Genomic DNA, 22,992 nt, shown 5'->3' on the forward strand with positions numbered 1-22,992 from the left:
TTCTGCGAGGGCGTCGCGAGAGGCGATGGCATTCGGCCGGATCGTGCTAGGTCGCTCGAAGGACGACGATGGAGGCCGGCTTGGACAACGCGTTGCTGTGGATTCTCATCCTTCCCGGCATGATCCTCGGGGGGCTCGCGCAGACCTGGGTGAAGGGCGCGGTGTCGCGCTTCTCCCGCGTTCCGCTCTCGCAGGGCCTGACCGGCGCGCAGGTCGCGCGCATGGTCCTCGATTCGAAAGGCCTGCGCCAGGTCCGCATCGAACCTGTCCGCGGCGTCCTGTCCGACCATTACGATCCCCGCTCCCAGGTCCTTCGCCTGTCCGAGCCCGTCTACGGCGCAAGCACCATCGCCGCCGCCGGCATTGCGGCGCACGAGGCCGGCCACGCCATCCAGGATGCCGAGGACTATGCACCGATGGAGTTCCGGACCGCCATCGTGCCGCTCGTCAAGGCCGGCTCCTCGATCGCACCGCTCATCTTCTTCGGGGGTCTGCTGATCCAGTCGCCCGCCGTGATGTGGGCAGGCGCCATCCTCTTCGGCGCCTCGTCGCTCTTCGCCCTCGTGACACTGCCGGTCGAGTTCGACGCCAGCCGACGGGCGCTGAACCACCTTCAGGGCCTCGGCATCCTGCGCGGCGAGGGCGAGATGGACGGCGCGCGCAAGGTCCTCCGCGCCGCCGCCTGGACCTACGTCGCCGCCGCCGTCGCTGCGATCGGAAGCTGGGCCATCTACCTTCTGATGAGCCGCCGCCGCTAGCGCGGCAAAGGCTGCGCGGGCTCCTCGCACGCATAGGGACTACCGTCCGGCAGGACGCAGAGATCGCGCAGTGTCGCGGGGTCGAGGGACAGCGTGCCGCTGGTCACCTTCCGATCCTCGCGGTCCGTGAGGTAGGCCTCGCAGGTCGAGACATAGTAGCGCTCCCGCCTCTCCTCCGAGCCGTACCACGCGGCAAAGGCGGCGGCGGCCGCCTGGGTGTCGTCGCCTGACTTCGACATTTCCGCCGCAAAGGCCGCCGCAATGTCCGCGCTGAGGTCGAACGCCGAGAATGCTCCGAAGGCCGATCCTCCCTCCGCGCCCCTCATCCGCCATGCCACCAGAGCCGCGACGGCCATGGCGTCCGCCTCGAGCGCGAAGACGGCGCGGGCGTAATCGCGCATCGAAAGGTCGGGCGACAGGCAGACGCCGCGCGTCGCCTGATCGAGGTGTCGCAACTCGTGGATCAGGACCACCGACGCCTCGCCCGCAGTCAGGTCCGATGCCAATGAGATCGCCTTCGACACCCGGTCGAAGGTGCCGTGCGCCTCTGCCGGCCCGTCCGAGACGCAAAGCGACGGACCGATCGCGTCCGCCACCCTGGAAAGCGGCGGAGACGCCTCCAGCACTGCCTTTGCCGCGGCCGCGATGGCGGGCGGAAGTCCCTCTTCCGCCCAGGGCCATTCGATGCAGGTCTCGGCGTCTGCGGCTCCGCAGCAGAACCCCAGCAACAGGATGGCGGCACCTCTCATGCCGCCATCCTATCCGATCAGGCTGGCTGCGCCATCAATGCCATGGCCGCAATCGCGCATCCCACGCCCGCGGCATCCCGCATCGCAAGCGGTTCGTCGAAGACGACGGCGCCGATGACGCAAAGCGCCACCAGGGTGAGCATGGAATAGGCGACCGCGGCCTGCGCGAGCGTGATGTGGCGCATGGCTACATACCAAAGCACTGCGGAGATGGCGTAGAACGCAATCCCCAGGATCATGGGCCGCGACAGGAAAGCCGACCTGTCAGCGGCAAGCTTGATGAAGCTGTCCCCCGTGATCGCGACCATCGCGGCGAAGAGGACGAAGAAAAGTCCGGTTGCGAATGTCATCGAAATAAATCCGTGAAGACCGGCAATGCGTCCGGTCGCGGTCACTCTCAGCCCTCCCGACGGTCGCTGTCAAACTGCGGCACGCGCTGCGTGAAAAGCCCGTGAACCGCTCACGAAAGGTCGACCGGCGTCAGCTTGTAAGCCTGCCCGAACCCTCCGTTCAACAGGGCCGACACCGGCGACAGCCGCACCATGTGGAAGTCCCCGAACCCGATGTAGAGCCGCGCCTTGGGCTGCGCCTCGAGGTAGGTCTCGGCGAAGTCCGCCTTGTCGACGAACGCGGCCGTCACCCTCAGCGACAGCCTCGGATGCGCCAGCGGATCGCCCCGGCCCGGCTCGCCCACCATCAGCCCCGCGCGCGGATCGGACCTCAGCGCGGCGGTGTGCGGCGCGAGGTCCGAGACGAGAGCAAGGAAACCGCCTCCTGCCTCGGGCGCAAGGGCCACCCGCGACACCATCGGTTGCCCGTCCGGCTCCAGGACCGCCAGTGCCCCATGACGCGCCTCGCCCCGCAACCTCCGCGCCAGGCCCCGCGCCTCCTCGTCGACCGGCCGGAAGGGATCGCCCGCCATTCAGGTCCGCGCCTCCAGAAGCGCACCCTCCATCGTCAGCTCCTCGATCCGGGCGAGGTCCTCCCCCGAAAACGGCGCCCCTCCGACCGCGCCCACGCAATCCTCGATCTGCGTCGGCCGCGACGCCCCGATCAGGGCCGAGGTCGCGCGACCCTCGCGCAGAATCCAGGCCAGCGCCATCTGAGCCAGCGTCTGGCCCCGTTCGCGCGCCAGGTCGTTCAGTCCGCGCAGCCGATCGACGATGCCCGGTGCAAGATGCTCCTCCTTCAGCGACTTGCCCTGCGTCGCCCGGCTGTCCCCCGGGACGCCGTCCAGATAGCGCCCCGTCAGCAGCCCCTGCGCCAAGGGCGAGAAGGCGATGGAGCCCACGCAAAGGTCGTCGAGCGCCGCCCACAGCCCATCCCGCTCGGTCCAGCGGTTCAGCATGCTGTAGCTCGGCTGGTGGATCAGGCAGGGCGTGCCGAGGGCCTCCAGGATCCCCACCGCCTCCCGCGTCTGTTCCGTCGTATAGGACGAGATCCCCGCATATCGCGCCCGCCCCGACCGCACGATGAAGTCGAGCGCCCCCATGGTCTCGTCCAGCGGCGTCTCGGGATCGAAGCGGTGCGAATAGAAGATGTCGACGTGATCGACGCGCATCCGGCGCAGGGACTGGTCGCACGACGCGATCAGATACTTCCGGCTGCCCCATTCGCCATAGGGTCCCGGCCACATGCCATAGCCAGCCTTGGTCGACAGCACGAGTTCGTCGCGATACCCCGCGAAGTCCGTCGCCAGAATCTCTCCGAAAGCCTCCTCGGCGCTGCCCGGCGGCGGCCCGTAGTTGTTCGCCAGGTCGAAGTGCGTGATGCCCAGGTCGAAGGCCCTCCGGCACATCGCGCGCTTGACGTCGTGGGGCGTGTCGCCGCCGAAATTGTGCCAGAGGCCAAGGCTGATCGCCGGCAGCTTCAACCCCGAAGCACCGCAGCGGCGATACTCCATCCGGTCATAGCGGTCGTCGGCGGGCGTGTAGCGGGGGGTGGAGGCGGGTCGCGTCATGCGGCCAAGCCTCTGACTGCCGCAACACGAAGTCAATCGCGCGAGCCCCGACTCTTCTTCTGTCGCAAAATACTCCGGGCAGTCCCGACGCACGCCGGGACGGGGCAGGCCCCTCCGACCTCAGACGCCTCGCGCCAGCAGGTCGACGTCAGAGGCGCTCAGGTGCTCTTCATGCACCTCCATCGCCCGGCCAGGGCAAAGGACGGATGAACGCCCGCCTTGACCCTCCCACGTCACGGCGTCACCTTCCTCGCCGGAGGTGCCTCGATGCCCACGTTCGACAGCAAGAAGATCGCCCACGCGCACCGAGAGGTTCACGCCCACCTGCCGTCGGACCCGGCCCTTCGCGTCAAGGCGCTGGAAAGCCTACTCGTCGAGAAAGGCCTCGTGGCGAGCGAGACCATCGACAACTGGATCGAGCTCTATTCCGAACGCATCGGTCCGATGCGCGGCGCGCGTCTCGTCGCCCGCTCCTGGACCGACCCCGCCTTCCGCGACCGGCTGCTGTCCGACGCGGGTCAGGTGGTGAAGGACTACGGCTACCAAGGTCACGCGACCGAGCACCTGAAGGCCGTCGAGAACACGCCCGGGGTCCACAACCTCGTCGTCTGCACGCTCTGCTCCTGCTATCCTTTCTCGATCCTCGGCATGTCGCCCATCTGGTACCGCTCGGCGGCCTACCGCGCCCGCGCGGTGAAGGAGCCCCGCGTCGTCCTGCATGAATTCGGCGTAACCCTCCCCGAGGACGTTGGCGTCCGCGTCTGGGATTCCACCGCAGAACTGCGCTATCTCGTGATCCCCGAGCGCCCGAAAGGCACCGAGGGCTGGGACGAGGACCACCTCGCCGCCATCGTCACCCGCGATTCCATGATCGGCACGCAGCGCGACCTGTCGGTGGAGCCCGCCTGATGGACGGCCCCCAGGATCTCGGCGGGAAAGAGGACTTCGGCCCCATCGACGTCGCCTCGCCGGACTTCCGACACGACTGGGAACGGCGGCAATGGGCGCTGTCGAAGCTCTGCCCCGTGCCCGGCATCACCATCGACTGGTTCCGTCACGGGCTCGAAAACATGCCGCCCGCCGTCTACCTCTCGGTCCCCTACTTCAAGAAGTGGAACGCCAACGAGATGGCGCTCGGCCTCGACGCGGGCGTCTACAGCCTCTCCGAACTCGTCTCGGGCCATGCGAAAGACCCGGCCGACCCGGCCCCGGTCCAGTCCGTCGACGCGCTCGAAGACCGCCAGCGCGCCCTCGCCCGCAGCTTCGCCGTCGAGGCTGACACCCAGCCCCTCTTCCGCGTCGGCGACCGCGTCACCACGGCGGCCCGCCCGACCGAGGGCCACAGCCGCCTGCCCGCCTACGCCCGCGCGGCGACCGGCACCGTGACCCATCATCACGGCGCACACCTCTTCGCCGACGCAGGCGCGCGCGGCGAGCACATCGGCCACCACCTCTATACCGTCGAATTCGCCGCCCCAGACCTCTGGACCGGCGCCGACCCGCGCGACACCGTCCGCATCGACCTCTGGGAGCCCTGCCTTGATCGCGCCTGACGACCCCTTCGCGCCCCTCGGCCACCGCTTCGCCGAACCCTGGCACGCCCAGACCCTCGCCGCCGCCCACGCGCTGGTCGACGAGGGCCACGCCACACCCGCGCAGTGGGCCGACGCCCTCGGCGCCGCCCTCGCCCGCGCCGCCGTCCAAGGCGCGCCCGACACCGAAGACACCTACTACCTCGCCGCCCTCGAGGCGCTCGAATCCCTTGCGCCCCTCGACCCCGCGCAGCTCTCCGACCGCAAGTCCGAATGGCGCGACGCCTACCTCCGCACACCCCACGGACAGCCCGTCACGCTCTGAGAACCCCAGACCCCCGATTGCGCCCGGCCCGCCCCATCGCTACATCGGGGGCCGAACGCGAACCCGGGAGATCACGATGGCCAGCTACCAGTACGTCTACCACATGGACGGGGTGTCCAAGACCTATCCCGGCGGCAAGAAGACCTTCGAGAACATCCGCCTGTCCTTCCTTCCCGGCGTCAAGATCGGCGTCGTCGGCGTCAACGGCGCGGGCAAATCGACCCTGCTGCGCATCATGGCCGGCCTCGACAAGGACTTCTCGGGCGAGGCCTGGGCGGCCGAGGGTGCGCGCGTGGGCTACCTGCCCCAGGAGCCCGAACTCGACCCCCAGCTCGACGTGCGCGGCAACGTCATGGAGGGTGTCGCGGCCAAGAAGGCCAAGCTCGACAAGTACAACGAACTCGCCATGAACTACTCCGACGAGACCGCCGACGAGATGGCGCGCCTCCAGGACGAGATCGACTCCGAGAACCTCTGGGATCTCGACAGCCAGATCGACGTCGCGATGGAGGCGCTGCGCTGCCCGCCCGACGATGCCTCGGTCGACAGCCTTTCGGGCGGCGAGAAGCGCCGCGTGGCGCTCTGCAAGCTCCTCCTCGAGGCGCCCGAGATGCTGCTGCTCGACGAACCGACCAACCACCTCGACGCCGAGACCATCGCCTGGCTCCAGCAGCACCTGATCGAGTACAAGGGCACCATCCTGATCGTCACCCACGACCGCTACTTCCTCGACGACATCACCGGCTGGATCCTCGAGTTGGACCGCGGCCGCGGCATCCCCTACGAGGGCAACTACTCCGCCTGGCTGGAACAGAAGGCCAAGCGCCTGTCGCAGGAGGCGCGCGAGGACAAGTCCCGCCAGAAGACGCTCGAGCGCGAACTCGACTGGATCCGCCAGGGCGCCAAGGCGCGGCAGGCCAAGCAGAAGGCCCGGATCAACGCCTACAACGACCTCGCCGCGCAGTCCGAGCGCGAGAAGATGGCCAAGGCCCAGATCATCATCCCGAACGGCGCCCGCCTCGGCGGCAAGGTGATCGAGGTCGAGGGCCTGAAGAAGGCCATGGGCGACAAGCTCCTCGTCGAGGACCTGTCCTTCTCGCTGCCGCCCGGTGGCATCGTCGGCGTCATCGGCCCGAACGGCGCCGGCAAGACCACGCTCTTCCGGATCCTGACCGGGCAGGAGAAGCCCGACGCGGGCGAGGTCAGCTACGGCGACACCGTCAAGCTCTCCTATGTCGACCAGTCCCGCGACGCGCTCGACGCCGGCAAGACGGTCTGGGAGGAGATCTCGGGCGGCGCCGAGATCATCGTGCTGGGCGACGCGCAGATGAACTCCCGCGCCTACTGCGGCGCCTTCAACTTCAAGGGCGGCGACCAGCAGAAGAAGGTCGGCCTTCTTTCGGGCGGCGAGCGCAACCGGGTCCACATGGCGAAACTCCTCAAGTCCGGGGGCAACGTCCTTCTCCTCGACGAACCCACCAACGACCTTGACGTGGAAACGTTAAGGGCGCTTGAAGACGCGCTGGTCGACTTCGCCGGCTGCGCCGTCGTCATCTCGCACGACCGCTTCTTCCTCGACCGCATCTGCACCCACATCCTCGCCTTCGAGGGCGAGGCCCACGTCGAGTGGTTCCAGGGCAACTTCGAGGACTACGAGGAAGACAAGAAGCGGCGGCTGGGACCGGATGCCGTCGAACCCAAACGACTGAAATACAAGAAGTTCACCCGCTAGGGTGAGCTTCTTGGATTTCGCGGGTGGGTTCGACGCGTGCGCGAAAGCGGTTTTGCACTAGCAAAACTGCGTGCGGCACCCGGTTGAGGTGTTATGCTTCGATGGAGCCGAAGCGGTTGAAGTACAAGAAGTTTACTCGTTGAGATCCGAGGGCAGAACATAACTTTTTATGTTCGCTTGCCAAGTCCGACCGTAGTGAACATGTTCGTTTCACAACCTCGGAGTGATCCGGTCAGTAGACCGGCGTCGCGGATCTGAGTTGTGATGAATATGAAAGAACTCTCATGTCTGAAAGCAGCATTGAGCTGAACTATCAGCTTATCCGTAACCTAACCTCTCCAGAAGAGAAGGCAAACGGAATCCAAACGTATTTCGCAAACATTCCTATTTTGGAACTGCGAAAAATGAACACTCGTGATAACTTGCGAGACTATATTCCAGGCGCAGATCCGTTCAAGCCCGCAAAGAGAAACTCCGTCCACAAAGCCATTGAGGCTACAATACACAATGAGCCTGATCGATTTATCAATCGAAACGGAGGCTTGACGATTACCTGCAGCACAATCGAAATAGATGACAAACAGAAGGTCGCGATACTATCGGAAGACTCAGTTATCAACGGCGCGCAGACTAGGGGTGAAATTCTTCGATATCTCGAGTCATTCGAGCAGGAAACCGAGATCGATTATCAAGAAATTCCCGACAACTTTCACGTTAGGGCTGAGATCATCGCGGATCCAGAACATTCATCGGTTGTTGAAACAGCAATAGCTCGAAACAGCGCCTCTCCTGTAAAATCAATCTCACAAGCAGGCGGTCGCGGTCAGCTGAATGAGCTCGGGGAAGTCGTGTTCAAGGCTACTGGAAAGCTGATAAAAAAATCAGAAACCGACCTTGATGGAACACTCGATACATTTCACATTCTTCAGGCGACAAGACTTCTTATGCCCTTCGAAGTCTCACAGAACGATACGCCATCGGAACTATTGCGCCCTTACAAGCAACGTGCACTCTGCTTAGAAGACTTTACCAAGTGGTACGAGAGAAAAGGAACGGACGAAGGGGATCGACGTCGCTATCAATTTACTTTGGACATCGCCGCGACTGCTCTGCAAGAGTTTGAATATTGGCAAGCCGGCTCGATGTTTAACGGGAAGAGCATACGCGCTGAAACAGGAGGCATAAAGAAAAGGACATTCAAGCGAGATAAGAAGGGTGGAAAGATTGTATGGGTTTCTCCTGGAATGGTCTTCCCAATCCTTAGCGCTATGAGGCATTTTGTAGTAATGAAGAATGGGAAGTGGATCTTGGAAAAGCCTGAGTTGTTTGAGGAAGCGGAACTAGTAGACGCGGCGATCGAGCAATGGCGCGCAGCAGACACTAACTTGGTACTTCTTGGCAGAAGTGCGGCGGCCTATTCAGCGCTGAGCTTTATTACCCGAACGGCCAAGCGAGCATCCGACCGTATGAACTGACAAACATCCTAGGGTGCGCAAGGATGCGCACCCTAGGACAAAACCCCGACCCACATCTTTCCCGTGGGATGCGAGAGGGTTCCGCCCCGGAACCCCTCCCCACTCCGGCGTTCCCTCCTCCGTCCTGACCACCAGAGCCTCCCCTGACGCGTATCCTCGCCTCAGCGAACGGCATCCCGATCCCGATCATCATCCTCCTCTCCCTGCTCGACGTCTTCTGACCGGACGCCGGGGTGCGCCGGCCCGGCGAGCCTCCGCCGCCTCCCGGCACGCGGACAAATTTCCCTTGCAAAACCCGCCCCCATCCCCCATATCGATCCTGCTACGTTATTCTTTATCGACCACTGTCTTCCTCACGGCTGTCAGTCTTTCGATCCAGACCGACCAAGCCAGGCTGCCGCACCCTGCGGGCAGCGCACTTTGAAGGAGACTTTCACATGGCCAAGGGCACAGTGAAGTGGTTCAACACCCAAAAAGGCTTCGGCTTCATCGCACCGGAAACCGGTGGCAAGGACGTTTTCGTCCACATCTCGTCGCTTGAGCGGTCGGGCATGACCAGCCTCGCCGACAACCAGAAGGTGACCTACGATGTGGAATCCGGCCGTGACGGCCGTGAGTCCGCGGTGAACCTGCAGCTCGCCTGAGCCTCGCTCGGCAGTTCTGATTAGGGGGCGCGCGGGTTCATCGCGCGCCCTTTTTCTTTCCGGGGCCCGGGTCCGGGCCGACGGGTGCCATACGTTTTGCCGACACGTTGCAGACGCGATGCCGACGGGCATTTTCGCGTCCGTCTTGATTTTTGCCGTCGGTTGCTCTAGATCATCCGCGCTAACTTCTGCTCGACCCACTGTCTCCCTAACCGGCCTCAGTCTCGATCCCAGACGCTCTGGCCAGGCCGCTGCATACCGCGAGCGGCGACACTCAGGAGACCACGGAATGGCCACCGGCACCGTGAAATGGTTCAATACCACCAAGGGCTTCGGCTTCATTGCCCCCGATTCGGGCGGCAAGGACATCTTCGTCCACATCTCTGCCGTCGAGCGTTCGGGCCTCACCGGCCTCGCCGACAACCAGAAGGTCGAGTACGAGCTTCAGTCCGGCCGTGACGGCCGCGAAAGCGCGGGCAACCTCAAGCTTCGCTGAGACGCCTCCGGGCGGGTGGTCCCACCCGCCCTTTTCCTCTGGCAGACGGCCCCGATCCGCCTAGGTTCGGGACATGCACCTGCCGCGCTTCCTGCACCGCATCGACATTTCCACCCTTGTCCTGCTGATCCTCACGACCGGCGCGCTCTGGGCCTTTGCCGCTCTGGCCGCCGAGATGGTCGAGGGCGATCTTTCCGCCTTCGACGAAACGCTCCTCCTCTCTCTCCGCACCGTAGGCAACCCCGACGATCCCCTTGGCCCGCAATGGGTCGAAGAGATGATGCGCGACATCACCGCGCTTGGCGGCGCCACGGTTCTCACGCTTGTCACGGCCTGCGTCGTCACGGCGTTCCTGCTGCGCCGCCGGTGGCGCGACGCGATCTTCCTGCTGGTCGCCGTCATAGGCGGACGCATCCTGGGCGTGGTGGCGAAGTCGGGCTTCTCGCGCCCTCGTCCCGATCTCGTGCCGCATGGGATGGAGGTCTATTCCCATGCGTTCCCCTCAGGGCACTCGATGATGGCGGCCACGACCTACCTCACGCTCGCCGTCATGCTGTCTCGCGCCGAGGCCAGCGTCCGGATGAAGCTCTTCTATTTTGCGCTCGCCGTGATCCTGACCGTCGCGGTCGGCATCTCGCGGGTATACCTCGGCGTCCATTGGCCCTCGGACGTGCTGGGCGGATGGGCGGCGGGTGCCTTCTGGGCCCTCCTTTGCGCCCTGGCCGCAGGCTGGCTCGACCGGCACGGGACGATCGAGCACGAAGCAGGGACACCCGAGGTCAAAGGCGGATGACGTACTCCTTTCGCGTGGTCTCGATCACCTCCCACGTTCCCTCGAAGCCCGGGCGCAGAATGAAACCGTCGCCCGGCCCCACGTCGACAGAGATGCCGTCCGTGGAGGTGATGACCGACCGGCCCTCGAGGATCCGGCAGTATTCCCACTCGTCATAGAGGATCCGCCACTTCCCCGGCGTCGCCTCCCAAACCCCGGCATAAAGCCCGTCACGCTTCTCGAGGTTCCAGGTTCGGAACTTTGGATCGCCCGACAGGACCCGGTCAGGCGCGGGTGCGCCCTCCTCCGGGACGATCCCCTCGAGGCTCATGGTCAGAAGATGGGTCATTGCGACTCCGACGACTGGGCGCGGCAAAAGTAGGAGTCGACGCCACTGTCGTCGAGGAGCAACTGCATCCGGTCCCTTTTTGGCAAGGGGGAACCGATTGCATCGGCGGACGTTGGCCGCCCGGAGCAACTTTGGGGAAACCCCATGCTATACACCATCCTGATCGTGCTACTGATCCTACTGCTGATCGGTGCACTACCGCGTTGGGGACATTCGGCAAATTGGGGCTACGGCCCGTCCGGCGGTCTCGGCCTCATCCTTCTCATCATCATCATCCTTCTGCTCATGGGAGCCATCTGATGCGACGCACCGTAGCCCTAACCCTGATGGGCCCGTTGGCGCTTGCCGCCTGCGGCGCCGAAATGAACGCAGCCACTCAGTCGCAGATGCGCTCGGCCTGCCTCGAGCGCTTCGCTGCCAGCATCAGTGCGCCACTCGCCGGTGTTGAAGTGAATGCGATGGGTCGTGTGTCGAACAAGGACACCACCGGCATCTACGTCGGAGCCGCGGCAGGCACTGAACGCGCCTATTGCGAGGTCGACCGGTCGGGCCAGATCGTCCGCTTCGAAGCCGTCTACTGACCCATCCACGACACTATGGCGGACGCCTGCACGGCGCCCGCCAGACGTGCCTCCTCGCGCCCGTTCCTGAACCGGATCAATAGCGGGATGCCACGGATGCCGAACCGCGCGCTCGCCTGAGAGTGTGCCTCGGTGTCCAGCTTCGCAAAGCGCGCGCGACCTGACATCTCCTTCGCGGCTTTTGAGAATTCAGGGGCCATCATGCGGCAGGGCCCGCACCATCCCGCCCAGAAATCAACCACCAGCGGCACCTCGTCCATGGTGCGCGCCTTTTCCAGGACATCGAACCCGATCTCGACCGGCGACGAAGGCATCAATCCCGCGCCGCAGGTTCCGCATTTCGGCGCATCGCCTAGCTTTTCCGCGGGCACTCGATTTCCCTGACCGCAGGTCAGACACGCCAGCTTCACGTTCATTTCGCTCTCCCTCCAAGGCACGCCCGGTTCAGTTGGGATGACGATGTCAATCATTCAATATCCCGAATGTAACATCGACCTTGATCCGTGATCCGGAAGCGGCATTGATGCCGCCCATGTTGCCTGTCCGCGTCGCTCCTTACGTGATCTCTGTCCTGATCGTGATCGTCGCCGCTCATTGGGGTGTTTCGCGGGCCTATGGAGCGCACCCGTTCTGGTCCACGTCGATTGCATGGATCGGTGCCCCGACGGGGGTCGTCTTCGCGCTTCTGATCCGACGCAGGAGCTGGCCGGTGCGGCTGTGTATCGTGTCCAGTCTTCTTGCCCTGTCCGCAGCAACCGCACACCAGGGCCGCCTCGCATTTGCGGCCTCCTTCGCCGAGAACCGCCTCGCCGGTCAGGCGTGGTACCTCGGCTGGATCGGGGTCGCGGTCGCCTCCTCGGCGCTGATCGCCGTGATCCTGACGCCACTGCGTCGGTGACCACTTTCGCCTCGGGTTTCGCCGTCAGCCTCTCGCTGATCATGGCCATCGGCGCACAGAACGCCTTCGTGCTTCGACAGGGCGTGACGAGGCGACACGTAGAACTGGTCGTCCTGATCTGCATCCTGTCGGAAGCGATCCTGATCGCGTCCGGCGTCGCCGGCTTCGGCGCGCTGATGGAAGCGACGCCCTGGATCGAGCCTCTGGCGAAATGGGGCGGTGCCGCCTTCCTGATCGTCTACGGCGCCCTCAGCGCACGCCGTGCTCTGACCGAAACCCAATCCCTCGTGGCAGGCGAAGGACCGCAGCAGACGGCACGTTCCGCGGTGCTGACGTGCCTTGCGCTGACCTGGCTCAACCCGCACGTCTACCTCGACACGGTCGTTCTCCTCGGTGCCATCGCGGCGCAGTACGGCGACGACCGCTGGGCCTTCGGCGCGGGCGCTCTTGCGGCGTCCACGGTCTTCTTCGTCGCCCTCGGCTACGGCGCGACGCTGCTGGCGCCCGTCTTTGCACGGCCCGCGGCCTGGCGTGTGCTCGACATGGGCGTCGCCGTCGTGATGTGGAGCATCGCCCTCGCCCTCGTCGCGGGTTGAGCCTCCGCATCCGACGTCGCATAGAGATGCCAATGCCCGACGCGCCCTTCGCCCCGCCTCCCGTGATCCGCGTTCCCGTCGACCGGCCGCTAGCCGGGATCGGCTGGATGGTCCTGACCGGATTGCTCTTCGTGGGAGTGACGGCGGGCGTGAAACACGGCGCGAAAGACTTGCCTGCCCCCGAAAGCGCATTCCTGCGCTATGTCTTCGGCCTCGTCTGGCTGTTGCCGGCCTGGCGCGAAATCAGGGGCGCACCCCTCACGCGGCAGCAATTGCGCATCCTCGGCATTCGGGGCTTCGCCCATTCCTTCGCGGTGATGCTGTGGTTCTTCGCCATGACCCGCATCACCATCGCCGAGGTGACGGCGATGAATTACATGACGCCGGTGTACGTCACCCTCGCCGCTGCATTCGTCCTCGGCGAGAAGCTGGCGGCCCGCAGGATCTTGGCCATCCTCCTGGCGTTTCTCGGCGCGCTTCTGATCCTGCGTCCGGGTCTGAGAGCGTTGGACGACGGTCATTACGCAATGATATTCGCCGCAATGCTCTTCGCGTTCAGCTACCTGATCGCAAAGCGGTTCTCGGGTGAATTGCCTGCGACCAGCATCGTCGCCATGTTGTCCATCGTCGTCACGGTCTGCCTCGCTCCCTTCGCTTTCGCCGTCTGGCGCACGCCGACACTGTCCGAGGCCGCATGGATCATGGGCGTCGCCTGTCTCGCGACCGCCGGACACTATTCCATGACCCGCGCCTTCGCCGCCGCGCCCGTTTCGGTGACACAGCCCGTGACCTTCCTCCAACTCATCTGGTCGGTCCTTCTGGGCGTCTTCGTCTTCAGCGAGGAGGCCGACGCCTGGGTCATCCTCGGCGGGACCGTCATCATCGCGGCCACGACCTTCATCGCCATCCGCGAGGCCATGCTGTCGCGCGCCATCGCCAACGGAAAGGATCTCAAATGATCGACCTCTACACCTGGACCACCCCGAACGGCCGCAAGGTCTCGATCGCACTCGAAGAGCTCGGCCTGCCCTACGAGGCCCACGCCGTGAACATCGGGCAGGACGAACAGTTCGCTCCCGACTTCCTGAAGATTTCGCCAAACAACAAGATTCCCGCCATCCTCGAGCGCGAGACAGGCTTTCACCTGATGGAGTCGGGCGCGATCCTGCTGTGGCTGGCCGAACGCGAAGGCAAGCTGATGCCGAAAGGCGACGGAAAGTGGGAGGTCATCGAATGGCTGATGTGGCAGATGGGCGGCGTCGGTCCGATGCTGGGGCAGGTCCACCACTTCGTGAAGTACAACGCTGGAAAGGCCCAGTATGCCGAGGAACGCTTCTCGAAAGAGGCGCGTCGGCTCTACGGCGTCCTCGACAAGCGGCTTCAGGGTCGCGACTTCATCGCGGGCGACTATTCCATAGCAGACATAGCCACTTGGCCGTGGATCAGCCGGTTCGAGTGGCAGGAGATAGACCTCAACGACTTCCCGCGCGTACGGGACTGGTATCTCCGGATCGCCGAACGGCCCGCAGTCCAGCGGGGCTACGACCAGCCGAAGAAAGTGGCCGACATCCCCCTGCCTTGATCGCAATCGGGGGTGGCGCGGGGCGAATGTCAGGGAAACTCAGCCTTTTCGCCCCGATTTCGCCCCTTTCGACAACGAAACTCCCGCCGATCCAGCAGGAGTTTCGTTCGATGAGCAGCCCCCAGACCGCGTCGCCCGACGGCAAGTTCCAGAACCGCATCGAACGCCTGGCCGAAAAGCACGCGCCCGCCGCGGCCGCGAGGGCGCAGGTCCAGGTCATCCCGCACTGGTCGGAAAACTTCATGTATCCGCTGTCGCTCATCGGTGCGGCGCTCGTCGGCATGCTCGCCGTCGTCCTGTCGCGCTACGTGCGCTTCCAACTTCTTGGCGGTTCGCTGGCCGGCGACGACGCGGACATCGCGATGCTGATGGACGGCGCTCTCGCCGCGGGTTGTTCCTTCATGCTCTTCACGGTGCTCCGCTACGGGGGCGCGGTTCACAAGGCGGCGCAGGCCTTTGGCATCGCCGCGATGATCCTTGTGATGCACAATTTCGTCCACTGGATGCCGAGGGCTTTCGACCTGACCTTCTCGCCCAAGTGGACGTCCGAGGTCATCGCGATGACCGAGCCCAACTCGCTCCTGTTCCGCGGCGTCTCCTTCGCGCTGGCGCCGGAAAACGTCGCCGAAGAAGACGCCGAGCCGGCAAAGCCGGTCGTGCGGCGGTTCGGAAAGCTCTAGACGCCGAGCCGCGACAGAACTTCCGCCGTAAGGGCGTCCATCTCGGCGGTCCAGGCACCTTTCGGGCGCTCCAGCACGCCTTTCCCGATGCCAAGCGTCTCGGGATAGGCGACGCGGTGACCGATCATGGTGTCCGCCCGGGTGACGCCCAGGTCGGTCAGCGCCGCGTCTACCGCGTCGGCGACCTTCGTACCGGCCTTGGCGCGGTTCAGAACCACCATGACCTCCGCCTTCTCGCGCGTCGCAAGGTCCAGGACGCCCTCGGTCGCCCAGACATCGACCTGGCTGGCCGAGACGGGAACGATGACAAGATCGCTTTCCCGGATGGCGGGCTTCAGATCGCTGTCGATCTTCGGCGGCGTATCCACGATTACGAAATCGACCTCGCCCCTCAGCTTGTCGCACTCGTAGCTGACACCCCAGGCGCTCGCAGTCGAGAAGGACAGACCCGGATCGCCCCCCTCACGCCGTGCGAGAAACCAGCGGCCGAGTGAGCCTTGCGGGTCGGTATCCAGAAGTGCCACCTTGTGCCCCATGCGCGATAGCGACACGGCGAGGTTCGCGGCGAGGGTGGTCTTGCCCGCACCGCCCTTCTGCTGAGCGACGGTAATGATCTTTCCAGCCACGACAGACCCCTTCTTGCTGCATTGCAGCATAGCCCATGCCGCGACGCCACACAACTGCGGGCGCATAGGCGCCCTCCGGCCGTTCATTCAAGGCGCGACGGCAGCCACGACCTCGACTTCCACCAGGAATTCGACCCTGGTGAATCCAGAAACGATGACGAGCGTGGAGGCCGGCAGACGCTCGATATCTTTCAACCACGCGTCGCGGGCGGTCATGTAGCCCGGCATGTGAGCGCGATCCGTGACATAGGCGTTGATGCGCACGACGTCCGCACGCGTCGCTCCGCCTGCGGCAAGGATGCGGTCGACGTTGCCGAAGCAGATCGCCGCCTGAGCCGCCGCTCCCTCCGGCACCGATCCGTCCTCTGCCAGACCCAGCTGGCCGGATGTGTAGACGAAGCGCAGTCCGGCGGGCACTGCGACGCCCTGCGCATAGCGTGCGAACGGCGGGGCGATTCCCTCGGGTGTCAGGGCTGCGATCCGATTTTCGGTCATGCGGGGCAGGCTGACGGATCACCCGTGCCGATGCAACCGGCCTCGCGCTCGCCTCCTCCCTGTGCGAATCGCGATGGAGTGACTATCAAATGAGCAGTCGCCCGCGCCGGCCATGTGCTGCATGTCGGGCTGAATGGAACGTCGATCCGGCGAGAGATAAGCCGGGACCGCAAAAACACCTGTCCGGGGGATCACCAATGTTCTGCAAGATCACTGTTTCGGCCTGCGCGCTTGTCGTGTCGGCCGGCGCCGCACTGGCCGAGAGCCATGTGATGGAAGTCAACTTCGGCACCAACTGGGTCGCTCAGGCCGAGCACGGCGGCTATTACCAGGCCGTCGCGGATGGCACCTACGAGGCCTGCGGCCTCAAGGTCACCATCGTGCCCGGCGGTCCGCAGGTGAACAACCGTGCTCTGATGCTGGCCGGCAAGATCGACTTTTCCATGGGCGGCAACCTTCTTCAGGCCTTTTCGGCGGTGAAGGAGGGCATTCCGCTCAAGGTCGTGGCGGCGCACTTCCAGAAAGAGCCGCAGGTCCTCCTGACCCATCCGGGTAAGGTCACGGACTTCGAGGGTCTCAAGGACCTCGAAACGATGATCATCGGCGACAACGGCTTCCAGAGCTTCTACCAGTGGATGATGGCCGACTACGGTTTCGACGCCGGAAAGCGCGTGCCCTACACTTTCAACCCCGCCCCCTTCATCGCGGACGAGAACTCGGCGCAACAGGGCTACATCACCTCCGAGCCCTTCGCGATCGAGAAGGAAGGCGGCTTCGCGCCAGACATCTGGCTACTGTCCGACGCGGGCTTCAACACCTACGCCACCACGGTCGAGACGATGCAGGAGACGATCGACACCAAGCCCGATGCGGTAAAGTGCTTCGTCGAAGGATCCGCCATCGGCTGGACGAATTATCTCTACGGCGACCCCTCGGCGGCGAACGCGCTGATCCAGGAAGCCAACCCCGAGATGTCGGACGAGCAGATCGCCTTCTCGATCGAGAAGATGAAGGAATACGGCATCGTCCTGTCCGGCGATGCCGAGACGGCGGGCATCGGCGCGATGACGGCCGAGACGATCCAGAGCTTCTATGACAAGATGGTCGATGCGGGCGTTCTTGAGGCCGGGATCGACGTGTCGCAGTCCTACACGCTCGACTTCGCCAACACCGGTGCCTCCCTCGAACTTCAGAAACAACTCGCCAGCAAGTGAGAACGGCCACTCATACGGTCCCGTCCGCCACTGCGGACGGGACGTCGCGCACGCTTCTGGCGATGCAGAACGTCGACAAGATATTCGGCGCCGACGTCGTGGCGCTGCGCAACATGACGCTGGACGTGCAGGAGGGCGACTTCCTGTCCCTCCTCGGCCCGTCAGGCTGTGGTAAGTCCACCGCGCTCCGCCTGATCGCCGGTCTCAGCCAGCCCACGCGCGGCGCGATCCGGTGGGGAACGCCGATGGCCGATGGCGACCTCTCGGTCGTGTTCCAGGAGCCGACGCTGATGCCTTGGGCCACGGTCATCGATAACGTCCTTCTTCCCTTCCGCATCGCCGGATCCTTGACGGACGAAGCGCGGGACCGCGCGCGGGACATGCTGGCCCGTGTCGGACTGGCGGCTTTCGAAGGCGCCTATCCGCGCGAGCTTTCGGGCGGAATGAAGATGCGCGTCTCGATCGCGCGCGCCCTCGTCACGCGCCCGAAGCTGATGCTGATGGACGAGCCCTTCGCGGCGCTCGACGAGATCACGCGTTTCAAGCTGAACGACGACCTGCTGCAGTTGAAGGACTCGATGGACTGCACCGTGGTATTCGTCACCCACTCGGTATTCGAAAGCGTCTTCTTGTCGAACCGCATCGTCATCATGGCCGCCCGACCCGGACGAGTGATCCGCGAGCTGGCCGTCGAGGCCCCCTATCCGCGCACCGAGGCGTTCCGCACCTCGGCCGAATACGCCGCGCAGTGCCGGGCTGCGTCCGACGCGCTGCACGAAGCCATGGGAGGCGACGTTGGTGTCCATTGATCCCGCCGTTCCGATGGCCGATTCCGCGCCCGTCCTCGACCGTGAGGAAGCGCAGCGCCTGCGCGCCGAACGCCTCTCGCGCACCGGAAGATGGGCGCTCCCCATCCTCGTCTTCGTCCTCGTCATCGCGGGATGGCACTGGCTTGTGACGGCCAAGGAGATTCCGCACTACATCCTGCCCGGACCTGGCCTCGTCGCTTCCACCCTGTGGCAGGACTTCGGCATTCTTGCAGGAAGCTGGCTCGTGACCCTGACTGTCACCGGCCTCGCACTTCTCCTCGCCGTCGTCTTCGGCGGCGGCCTCGCGATCCTCTTCACCCAGTCGAAGTGGATCGAGATGAGCTTCTTTCCCTATGCGGTGGTGCTTCAGGTGACGCCGATCGTCGCCATTGCGCCGCTCATCTTCATCTACGTTGATTCTAAGATCGCGGGCCTTCTCATCTGCGCCTGGATCGTCGCCTTCTTTCCGATCCTGTCGAACACGACGCTGGGACTGAACTCTGCCGACCATAACCTGCGCGACCTCTTCAGCGTCTACGGCGCCTCTCGCTGGCAAAGACTGCGCTACCTCCAGCTTCCTGCCGCCCTGCCCTATTTCCTCGGGGGCCTGCGCATCGCGGGCGGCCTCAGCCTGATCGGGGCGGTTGTGGCCGAGTTCGTCGCGGGCTCCGGCGGCATCGGGTCGGGCCTTGCCTTCCGCATCCTCGAGTCGAGTTACCGGCTGAACACGCCCCGCATGTTCGCGGCGCTCACACTGATCGTCGTGACAGGCGTGGCGATCTACCTCGTCTTGTCCTGGGTGACCTGGATGCTTCTGAGGAAGTGGCACGAAAGTGCCCTCAAGCGCGACGCATGAGGAGCTGGCGAACCGACGGCCCCGTGCGGCTGCGCAATGTCTCCGTGCCCGGAAGCCTGATCGGCCTATCGGACGAGCTTGCGACGACTGACATCACGATCCATCAGGGCCGCATCGCGGACCGGGGCGGCGTCGATATCGAGATGGACCGGGCGATGATCCTGCCCTGCTTCGTCGACATGCACACCCATCTGGACAAAGGCCACATCTGGCCCCGTGCCGGCAATCCGGACGGCACCTTCCCGGGTGCTCTCTCCACTGTCGCCGCCGACCGTCAGGCCAACTGGAGCCCCGAGGACGTGGCAGCCCGGATGGAGTTCTCCCTGAAATGCGCCTGGGCCCACGGCACACGGGCGATCCGGACCCACATCGACAGCCTGGCGCCCCAGGATGAAATCTCCTGGCCCGTCTTCGTCGAGATGCGTTCCAAGTGGGCTGACCGGATCGTGCTCCAGGGGTCGAGCCTGATCGGCTGCGATTCCCTGGACGACATCGGTCGCGACTACGCGGACACCGCAGACATCGTCGCCGCGGCGGGCGGTGTTCTGGGCATGGTAACCTACGATGTGCCGGATCTTCGGGACCGCCTGATCGACTTCTTCACCTTGGCGGGCGAGCGCGACCTCGAAGTCGACTTTCACGTCGACGAAACCCTCGATGCGTCGTCCGAGACCTTGCGCACCATCGCGGATCTCGTTCTCGAGATCGGTTGGACGCGAGCGGTGACCGTTGGCCACTGCTGTTCCCTGTCGGCTCAGGACGAGGCGCGTGCGCTCGACACGCTCGACGTCGTCGCGAAGGCCGGGTTGAACGTCGTCAGCCTGCCGATGTGCAACCTCTACCTGCAGGACCGGCAGGCGGATCGCACGCCTCGGAGGCGCGGCGTCACCCTCGTCCACGAGATGTTCGCTCGCGGCATCAACGTCAGCTTCGCCTCGGACAACACCCGCGACCCGTTCTATGCTTACGGCGACCTCGACATGCTCGAGGTGATGCGGCAGGCCACACGGATCGCGCATCTTGACCACAGCGAGATGAACTGGCCCGACGCCTTCCTTCGCAACCCGGCTGAAGCCTGCGGTTTCGCGCCGCCCTCGCTGGCCGAAGGCGCGACGGCGGACTTCATCATCTTCCGCGCCCGCAACTGGACCGAGCTTTTCGCCAGGCCTCAATCCGACCGCATTATTGTGCGCCGCGGTGTTCCGATCGACACCACCCTGCCGGACTATGCCGAGCTCGATCACCTGATGGACCCAGACCAATGAAGCCGAACGTCGCCGCCGCCAAGGCTGCTCTGCCCCACCTCGACCTCGACACGTCCGAGGCGGCTATCCGAGCGAAAAGCCGCGACTTCTTCTGGTATTCCCCTGTCCTGAAGGCTCGCCTCGACCACGTCATGGCCGACTTCGTCGTCTCGCCCCGCTCCGAGGCCGAGGTGATAGAGGTTCTGAGGACGTGCTACGCCCACGATGTCCCCGTGACCACGCGCGGCGCCGGCACCGGCAACTATGGCCAAGCCATGCCGCTGGCCGGCGGCTGCGTCATGCACCTGCGCCACATGACGGGGGTGAAGGAGATCGGCCCTGGCCGCGTCATCTGCGAACCCGGAATCCTGCTGAAGGACCTCGACACCGCGACGAAGGCGCATTCGGGCCAGGAACTGCGCATGTTTTCATCGACCTGGGCCACGGCCACTATCGGCGGCTTCATCGCGGGCGGCTCTGGCGGGGTCGGCTCCTGCACCTGGGGATCCTTGCGCGACCTCGGCAACATCATCCGCCTCCGTGTCGTGACCATGGAGGCCGAGCCGCGCGTCCTCGATTTCCGGGGCGAGGAACTGCCCCGCGTCAGCCACGCCTACGGCACCAACGGAATCATCACCGAGATCGAGATGCCCCTCGCGCCCGCCTACGACTGGGTCGAGATGTTCGTCGCCTGCGACGACTTCATGGACGCCGTCCGCTTCGCCGAAGACCTCGCCAATCAGGACGGCATCCTGATGAAGCTCGGCACCGTCTTCGAAGCCCCCATCGCCAAGGATTACTTCCAGCGCGTCGCTCCTCATGTCGAACCCGATACCAACCTCGTCGGCCTGATGATCGCGCCGCATTCGATGGAGGGATTTCTCACCTTCCTCGGGCGACGTTCAGAAGCGCGTCTCATCTACCGCAACGACGAAGACGACTGGCCCCGGAGCCCCGGCCCCGTCTTCGAATACGGCTGGAACCACACCACGCTGCGTGCGCTGAAGGTCGATCCCTCGATCACCTACCTCCAGGTCCGCTACGGCTTTCCGGAGCACAAGGCTCTGATCGAAAAGATGCAGACCGCGCTCAGCCCCGAGGTCCTGCAACACCTCGAAGTCCTTCGCGAAGGCGGCCGCGTCATCTTCGCGGGGCTTTCACTCGTGAAGTTCACGACGGAGGAGCGCCTCGACGAGATCGTGCGGATGCACGAGGACGCCGGAGCCATGATCTTCAACCCGCACCGCTATACGCTCGAGGAGGGCGGTCGCCAGACCGTCGACGATCGCCAGCTGCGCTTCAAGCGCGAGGCCGATCCGAAGGGCCTGCTCAACCCGGGCAAGATGATCGCATGGGATGATCCCGACTGGTCCTACGACCGGATGTACGCCTATCCGAAACTTCAGGCGGCGGAATGACGGATCGGCTGAGGGCCCTCGTCGTCTACGCCCACCCCTGCGAGGAAAGCTTCGGCGGCGCGCTGCACCGCACGGTCGTCGAAAGCCTTGGAGCCCGAGGCTGGGACGTGGACGACTGCGATCTCTACGCCGAAGGCTTCTCGCCCGTTCTGACGGCCGAGGAGCGCCGCGGGTACCACGACGTGCCTCAGAACATTGAACCCGTGCGCAACTATGTCGACCGCCTCCGCGCGGCCGAGGCTCTTGTCTTCTCGTTCCCGGTCTGGAACTTCGGTTACCCGGCCATCCTGAAAGGCTTTTTCGACCGCGTGTTTCTGCCCGGCGTCTCGTTCCGGCTGGAGGACGGACGCGTCCTGCCGAACCTCACACATGTAAAGAAGCTCGCGGCCGTCACGACCTATGGCGGGACCCGGATGCGCGCCTTCCTGGCCGGGGATCCGCCGCGCAGGCACTTCACGCGCTCCGTCTGGCACGTCACGCGGCCCGAGCGGATGAAATACGTCGCCCTCTACGACATGAACCGCAACACGCCCGCTGCCCTTTCGGCGCATCTGGACCGTGTCCGGCGCGAGATGGAGACGCTGTGAGACGCGTTCTCCTCGTCTACTGCCATCCGCGCGAGAACAGCTTCACCGCCGCGGTCCGTGACGAGGTGCTGGCGGTGCTGGACCGTCATGGCGCCGAAGTCAGGGTGTCCGACCTCTATGCCATCGGCTTTTCTCCAGCGCTTTCGACGGAAGAGCATGGCGCCTATCTCTCCGGCGACACCTCGGCCGTCGCCGCAGAGGTCGAGGCGATCAAGTGGTGCGATACGCTGATCTTCGTCTATCCGACATGGTGGTATGGTCTTCCGGCCGTTCTGAAAGGCTGGCTCGACCGCGTCCTTCTTCCGGGCGTCGCTTTCCTCATGCCACAGGCCGAGGGAGAGACGATCCGCCCGAACCTTACCCACATCCAGCGGCTTGGCGTCTTCACGACCTGCGGGGCGTCGCGGTGGCTGACCCTTCTGGTCGGCTCGCCCGGCAAGCGCACGCTGACGCGCGGCATCGGCTTTCTCTGCGCACGCCGCCGCCGCATCGCCTTTGCGGCGCATTACCTGATGGACAGTTCAACCGATGACAGCCGTGCCGCGCACCTTGACCGCGTCAGGCGCAAGCTCGAGCATCTTCTCAGATGACCGCCCCACCCAAGGAGATCTCGC

Annotated in this window: 31 protein-coding genes; 23 read left to right on the forward strand and 8 right to left on the reverse strand. The window is 64.7% G+C overall.

All coding sequences use genetic code 11. The features are described 5' to 3' along the window. The first annotated feature begins 80 nt into the window (after window positions 1-80). Window positions 81-758, forward strand: a complete 678-nt coding sequence (locus tag EF888_RS17920; protein WP_206508361.1) for a zinc metallopeptidase — start codon at window positions 81-83, stop codon at window positions 756-758. On the opposite strand, the gene EF888_RS17925 is transcribed toward EF888_RS17920, so the two are convergent. The 4 genes from EF888_RS17925 to EF888_RS17940 all read right to left on the reverse strand — a co-directional run bounded on the left by EF888_RS17925 (window position 755) and on the right by EF888_RS17940 (window position 3,467). Continuing rightward, window positions 755-1,507 (reverse strand): DUF6782 family putative metallopeptidase, encoded by a 753-nt coding sequence (locus EF888_RS17925; protein ID WP_109759504.1) that lies wholly within the window; start codon window positions 1,505-1,507, stop codon window positions 755-757. The two genes, EF888_RS17920 and EF888_RS17925, sit on opposite strands and share 4 nt — an antisense overlap. Before the next feature lie 17 nt (window positions 1,508-1,524). Next, window positions 1,525-1,857 (reverse strand): DMT family transporter, encoded by a 333-nt coding sequence (locus tag EF888_RS17930; protein ID WP_109759503.1) that lies wholly within the window; start codon window positions 1,855-1,857, stop codon window positions 1,525-1,527. A gap of 110 nt (window positions 1,858-1,967) precedes the next feature. Beyond that, the gene (locus EF888_RS17935) at window positions 1,968-2,429 is read right to left on the reverse strand and encodes a HugZ family pyridoxamine 5'-phosphate oxidase (protein WP_109759502.1); all 462 of its coding nucleotides are present in this window, start codon (window positions 2,427-2,429) and stop codon (window positions 1,968-1,970) included. Beyond that, window positions 2,430-3,467 (reverse strand): aldo/keto reductase, encoded by a 1,038-nt coding sequence (locus tag EF888_RS17940; RefSeq protein ID WP_109759501.1) that lies wholly within the window; start codon window positions 3,465-3,467, stop codon window positions 2,430-2,432. It lies immediately after the preceding gene. 291 nt (window positions 3,468-3,758) lie between these two features. Here EF888_RS17940 and nthA point away from each other — a divergent pair, with 291 nt between their 5' ends. The 8 genes from nthA (at window position 3,759) to EF888_RS17980 (ending at window position 10,464) form a co-directional block, all read left to right on the forward strand. Continuing rightward, window positions 3,759-4,376 carry a nitrile hydratase subunit alpha gene (gene nthA, locus EF888_RS17945; protein WP_420902678.1) on the forward strand — a complete coding sequence of 206 codons (618 nt, stop codon included), beginning with the start codon at window positions 3,759-3,761 and terminating at the stop codon, window positions 4,374-4,376. Next, window positions 4,376-5,020 carry a nitrile hydratase subunit beta gene (nthB, locus tag EF888_RS17950; protein ID WP_109759500.1) on the forward strand — a complete coding sequence of 215 codons (645 nt, stop codon included), beginning with the start codon at window positions 4,376-4,378 and terminating at the stop codon, window positions 5,018-5,020. The genes nthA and nthB overlap by 1 nt, the downstream gene beginning before the upstream one ends. Further along, on the forward strand, window positions 5,007-5,324 hold the full coding sequence (locus EF888_RS17955; protein ID WP_109759499.1) for a nitrile hydratase accessory protein: 318 nt from the start codon (window positions 5,007-5,009) through the stop codon (window positions 5,322-5,324). Before nthB ends, EF888_RS17955 begins: the two co-directional genes overlap by 14 nt. Before the next feature lie 76 nt (window positions 5,325-5,400). After that, window positions 5,401-7,056, forward strand: a complete 1,656-nt coding sequence (gene ettA, locus EF888_RS17960) for an energy-dependent translational throttle protein EttA (RefSeq protein ID WP_109759498.1) — start codon at window positions 5,401-5,403, stop codon at window positions 7,054-7,056. 284 nt (window positions 7,057-7,340) lie between these two features. Further along, entirely contained in the window at window positions 7,341-8,531 is a 1,191-nt protein-coding gene (locus tag EF888_RS17965; RefSeq protein ID WP_109759497.1) for an AIPR family protein, read from the forward strand. Between the two features lie 437 nt (window positions 8,532-8,968). After that, window positions 8,969-9,175, forward strand: a complete 207-nt coding sequence (locus EF888_RS17970) for a cold-shock protein (RefSeq protein ID WP_109759496.1) — start codon at window positions 8,969-8,971, stop codon at window positions 9,173-9,175. 289 nt (window positions 9,176-9,464) lie between these two features. Continuing rightward, window positions 9,465-9,671, forward strand: coding sequence for a cold-shock protein (locus EF888_RS17975; RefSeq protein WP_109759495.1), 207 nt, complete (start codon window positions 9,465-9,467; stop codon window positions 9,669-9,671). A gap of 73 nt (window positions 9,672-9,744) precedes the next feature. Next, the gene (locus EF888_RS17980) at window positions 9,745-10,464 is read left to right on the forward strand and encodes a phosphatase PAP2 family protein (protein ID WP_109759494.1); all 720 of its coding nucleotides are present in this window, start codon (window positions 9,745-9,747) and stop codon (window positions 10,462-10,464) included. Here the strand turns inward: EF888_RS17980 and EF888_RS17985 are convergent. Beyond that, a complete protein-coding gene (locus EF888_RS17985; protein WP_109759493.1) occupies window positions 10,451-10,792 on the reverse strand; it encodes a cupin domain-containing protein in 342 nt (113 codons plus the stop codon). The two genes, EF888_RS17980 and EF888_RS17985, sit on opposite strands and share 14 nt — an antisense overlap. Window positions 10,793-10,936: 144 nt before the next feature. On the opposite strand from EF888_RS17985, the gene EF888_RS17990 reads away from it, so the two are divergent. Continuing rightward, complete coding sequence (locus tag EF888_RS17990; RefSeq protein ID WP_109759492.1) at window positions 10,937-11,092, forward strand: DUF3309 family protein; 156 nt, start codon at window positions 10,937-10,939, stop codon at window positions 11,090-11,092. Next, window positions 11,092-11,373 (forward strand): hypothetical protein, encoded by a 282-nt coding sequence (locus EF888_RS17995; protein ID WP_109759491.1) that lies wholly within the window; start codon window positions 11,092-11,094, stop codon window positions 11,371-11,373. The genes EF888_RS17990 and EF888_RS17995 overlap by 1 nt, the downstream gene beginning before the upstream one ends. Here EF888_RS17995 and trxC read toward each other — a convergent pair. Then, entirely contained in the window at window positions 11,367-11,789 is a 423-nt protein-coding gene (gene trxC / locus EF888_RS18000; RefSeq protein WP_109759490.1) for a thioredoxin TrxC, read from the reverse strand. The two genes, EF888_RS17995 and trxC, sit on opposite strands and share 7 nt — an antisense overlap. Before the next feature lie 107 nt (window positions 11,790-11,896). Here trxC and EF888_RS18005 point away from each other — a divergent pair, with 107 nt between their 5' ends. The 5 genes from EF888_RS18005 to EF888_RS18025 all read left to right on the forward strand — a co-directional run bounded on the left by EF888_RS18005 (window position 11,897) and on the right by EF888_RS18025 (window position 15,129). Then, window positions 11,897-12,271 carry a hypothetical protein gene (locus tag EF888_RS18005; protein WP_109759489.1) on the forward strand — a complete coding sequence of 125 codons (375 nt, stop codon included), beginning with the start codon at window positions 11,897-11,899 and terminating at the stop codon, window positions 12,269-12,271. After that, complete coding sequence (locus EF888_RS18010) at window positions 12,268-12,867, forward strand: LysE/ArgO family amino acid transporter (protein WP_241239727.1); 600 nt, start codon at window positions 12,268-12,270, stop codon at window positions 12,865-12,867. Before EF888_RS18005 ends, EF888_RS18010 begins: the two co-directional genes overlap by 4 nt. A 32-nt stretch (window positions 12,868-12,899) precedes the next feature. Continuing rightward, window positions 12,900-13,826, forward strand: coding sequence for a DMT family transporter (locus EF888_RS18015; protein ID WP_241239728.1), 927 nt, complete (start codon window positions 12,900-12,902; stop codon window positions 13,824-13,826). Next, window positions 13,823-14,449, forward strand: a complete 627-nt coding sequence (locus EF888_RS18020; RefSeq protein WP_109759488.1) for a glutathione S-transferase family protein — start codon at window positions 13,823-13,825, stop codon at window positions 14,447-14,449. The genes EF888_RS18015 and EF888_RS18020 overlap by 4 nt, the downstream gene beginning before the upstream one ends. Window positions 14,450-14,559: 110 nt before the next feature. Continuing rightward, window positions 14,560-15,129: a hypothetical protein gene (locus EF888_RS18025; protein ID WP_109759487.1), complete on the forward strand. Its 570-nt coding sequence runs from the start codon at window positions 14,560-14,562 to the stop codon at window positions 15,127-15,129. Here the strand turns inward: EF888_RS18025 and parA are convergent. Further along, entirely contained in the window at window positions 15,126-15,755 is a 630-nt protein-coding gene (gene parA / locus EF888_RS18030) for a ParA family partition ATPase (protein ID WP_109759682.1), read from the reverse strand. The genes EF888_RS18025 and parA overlap by 4 nt on opposite strands. Window positions 15,756-15,842: 87 nt before the next feature. Then, a complete protein-coding gene (locus EF888_RS18035) occupies window positions 15,843-16,250 on the reverse strand; it encodes a RidA family protein (RefSeq protein WP_109759486.1) in 408 nt (135 codons plus the stop codon). A gap of 197 nt (window positions 16,251-16,447) precedes the next feature. Here EF888_RS18035 and EF888_RS18040 point away from each other — a divergent pair, with 197 nt between their 5' ends. Genes EF888_RS18040 through EF888_RS18070 form a run of 7 tightly spaced genes read left to right on the forward strand, consistent with a single transcriptional unit; the run spans window position 16,448 to window position 22,968 of the window. Then, a complete protein-coding gene (locus EF888_RS18040) occupies window positions 16,448-17,464 on the forward strand; it encodes an ABC transporter substrate-binding protein (protein ID WP_109759485.1) in 1,017 nt (338 codons plus the stop codon). Continuing rightward, on the forward strand, window positions 17,461-18,273 hold the full coding sequence (locus EF888_RS18045; RefSeq protein WP_420902642.1) for an ABC transporter ATP-binding protein: 813 nt from the start codon (window positions 17,461-17,463) through the stop codon (window positions 18,271-18,273). Before EF888_RS18040 ends, EF888_RS18045 begins: the two co-directional genes overlap by 4 nt. Then, the gene (locus EF888_RS18050; RefSeq protein WP_420902643.1) at window positions 18,263-19,129 is read left to right on the forward strand and encodes an ABC transporter permease; all 867 of its coding nucleotides are present in this window, start codon (window positions 18,263-18,265) and stop codon (window positions 19,127-19,129) included. Before EF888_RS18045 ends, EF888_RS18050 begins: the two co-directional genes overlap by 11 nt. Beyond that, entirely contained in the window at window positions 19,126-20,394 is a 1,269-nt protein-coding gene (locus tag EF888_RS18055; RefSeq protein WP_109759482.1) for a cytosine deaminase, read from the forward strand. The genes EF888_RS18050 and EF888_RS18055 overlap by 4 nt, the downstream gene beginning before the upstream one ends. Then, window positions 20,391-21,791, forward strand: coding sequence for an FAD-binding oxidoreductase (locus EF888_RS18060; RefSeq protein WP_109759481.1), 1,401 nt, complete (start codon window positions 20,391-20,393; stop codon window positions 21,789-21,791). The genes EF888_RS18055 and EF888_RS18060 overlap by 4 nt, the downstream gene beginning before the upstream one ends. Next, window positions 21,788-22,378, forward strand: coding sequence for an NAD(P)H-dependent oxidoreductase (locus tag EF888_RS18065; RefSeq protein ID WP_206508363.1), 591 nt, complete (start codon window positions 21,788-21,790; stop codon window positions 22,376-22,378). The genes EF888_RS18060 and EF888_RS18065 overlap by 4 nt, the downstream gene beginning before the upstream one ends. After that, window positions 22,375-22,968, forward strand: coding sequence for an NAD(P)H-dependent oxidoreductase (locus tag EF888_RS18070; protein ID WP_109759480.1), 594 nt, complete (start codon window positions 22,375-22,377; stop codon window positions 22,966-22,968). The genes EF888_RS18065 and EF888_RS18070 overlap by 4 nt, the downstream gene beginning before the upstream one ends. Window positions 22,969-22,992 lie beyond the last annotated feature (24 nt).

This window comes from Silicimonas algicola (genome assembly GCF_003970735.1).
Taxonomy (GTDB): Bacteria; Pseudomonadota; Alphaproteobacteria; order Rhodobacterales; family Rhodobacteraceae; genus Silicimonas; species Silicimonas algicola.